Origin of the sequence: Ramlibacter sp. (assembly GCF_013697775.1) — a bacterium.
Classification (GTDB): Bacteria; Pseudomonadota; Gammaproteobacteria; order Burkholderiales; family Burkholderiaceae_C; genus Ramlibacter.
Genome location: NZ_JACCWG010000440.1, coordinates 1 through 2,217, shown reverse-complemented (window position 1 = coordinate 2,217; position 2,217 = coordinate 1). Strand labels below are relative to the sequence as shown.

At 73.2% G+C, this 2,217-nt stretch carries 2 protein-coding genes; both read right to left on the bottom strand.

The features are described from left to right. Nucleotides 1-1,319, bottom strand: a 1,319-nt coding sequence (locus H0U68_RS22435) for a FliI/YscN family ATPase (protein ID WP_296359120.1), incomplete at its 3' end; no start/stop codon positions are given. 5 nt (nucleotides 1,320-1,324) lie between these two features. Continuing rightward, nucleotides 1,325-2,217, bottom strand: an 893-nt coding sequence (locus tag H0U68_RS22430) for a FliH/SctL family protein (RefSeq protein WP_296359119.1), incomplete at its 5' end; no start/stop codon positions are given.

Below are 2,217 nucleotides of genomic sequence, written 5' to 3'. Positions count from 1 at the left end.
GCGCGCAGCAGCGCGTCCAGCGCGGCCAGCCCCTGCGCCGCCGCGACGCCGCCGTCCTGCTGGCACAACCATTCGCGCAACTTCGGCTGGTGGCGCAGCGCCATGTCGAGCTCCGGATTGCTGCCGGCCTCGTAGGCACCGATGTCCACCAGCTGGCGGTTGCGCTCCAGCAGCGCCAACAGCCGCACCGCCTCGGTGGCCAGCTTGCGCTGCGCTGTCGCGGTCACGTCGGGCATCACGCGGCTCGCGCTTTGCAGCACGTCGATGGCGGGATACTGGCCGCCCTGCGCCAGCTGGCGCGACAGCACGATGTGCCCGTCCAGAATGGAACGCATCGCGTCGGCGATGGGTTCGTTGAAATCGTCGCCTTCCACCAGCACGGTCATCAACGCCGTGATCGAGCCGCCGCCCGGCGCCGTGCCGCAACGCTCGCACAGGCCGGGCAATTCGGCGAACACCGAGGGCGTGTAGCCGCGCGCGGTCGGCGGTTCGCCGGCCGCCAGGCCGATCTCGCGCCGCGCCATGGCGAAGCGCGTGACCGAGTCCATGGTCAGCAGCACCTGCTTGCCCTGGTCGCGAAAATGCTCCGCGATCGCCAGCGCCGCATACGCGGCGCGCAGGCGCGCCAGCGCCGGCTGGTCCGACGCGGCGGCGACCACGACCGAGCGCGCCAGGCCGGTCGCGCCCAGCTGCTTGTCGATGAATTCCTTGACTTCGCGTCCGCGCTCGCCGATGAGCGCGATGACGTTGACGTCGGCCTTCACGTGCTTGGCGATCATGCCCAGCAGCGTGCTCTTGCCGACGCCGCTGCCGGCGAAGATACCCACGCGCTGGCCCTGGCCCAGCGTGAGCAGCGTGTCGATGGTGCGCACGCCGGTTTCCAGCATGCGCGCGATGCGTGGCCGGCCCATCGGATTTACCGGCGGCGCGCGCAGCGGGCGGTGCTGCGTGCCGACCGGCTCGGGCAGGCCATCCAGCGGGCGGCCGAAGCCGTCGATCACGCGGCCCAGCAAGGCGTCGCCCACGGCGATCTCGGCGTGCCGGCCCTGGCTCTCGACCTCGCAGCCGGCGCTCAATCCTTCCAGCGGGCCGTAGGGCATCAGCGTCAGCTGGTCACCGCGCACGGCAACCACCTCGGCGAGCACGGGCGCCCGCGCCGCATCGCCGCTGCGGCCGGCGCGGGGACGCAGCAGGCACAGCTCGCCGACGTCCGCCTCCAGGCCCTGCACGTCGACGGACAGGCCGCCCAGGCGCTGCACTTGCCCCACCCGGCGCACCAGCGCCGCGCGTTCGACGGCCTGCCGATACGGAGCCAGCATGGCGTTCATTGCGGAAGCGCTCCGCCAGTGGCGGCACGCCGCTCTTCGCGCACGCGCAACAGCGTCTGCCGGAGCATGTCCAGCTGCGTTTCCAGCCGCGCGTCCAGCGCGCCGTGCGGCCACCGCAACAGCACACCGCCGGTGGCGACGGTGTCGTCCGCGACCCAATGCCATTCCACCGGCGCCGCGGACCCCGCGCGCAGCAGCCAGGCATGGTCCTGCGGATGCACGTGCACCGCGAGCTGCTGCCTTGCATCCGACGCGCGGGCGGCGAGCAGGTCGTGTACCATGCCGCGCAGCACCTCCGGTTCGGCGGCACGGCGGCCCAGCACGCGGCACACGGCCTCGAAGCCGAGGGCGACGAGATCGTCTTCCGCTTCGGCGGCGGCGCGCCGCGATTGCGCAGCCGCGCTCGCCACCAGCTGGTCGAGCTGCTGCAGCCGCTCCTGCAGCACCGCTTCCGCTTCTTCCACCAGCTGGGCGCGCAGCCGGGTGGCTGCCGCCTCGAGTTCCTCTTTGGCGCGCAGCAGGCCTTCGGCACGGCCCTCTTCCACCGCAGCGGCGCGCGCCTCGTCGATCACGCTGCGGAACTGCGCTTCATCCTGTTCGCGCTGCTGCGCCTGCCCGGCGGCCAGGCCTTCGCCGTAGCCGGCGTGAAACCCGTGGTCATAACCTTGCGGCTGCGCTTCAGCGCGCGCCGGCGGTTCGGCGACGGCGGCCTCGCGCGCGGCAGTGGCGGGCACGGCACGCATCGGACGCGCCAATGCGTGCGGCCTGTCCAGCACCACCACGTTGCGCAGGACGCCGGCCTCGGCGGCAGGCGGCGGCTGCACGGTCATGCCGCGGCTCCGTTGCGGCGCGATGGCCGCAGGCGCTGCAGCAGCAGGCGCCACGCGCC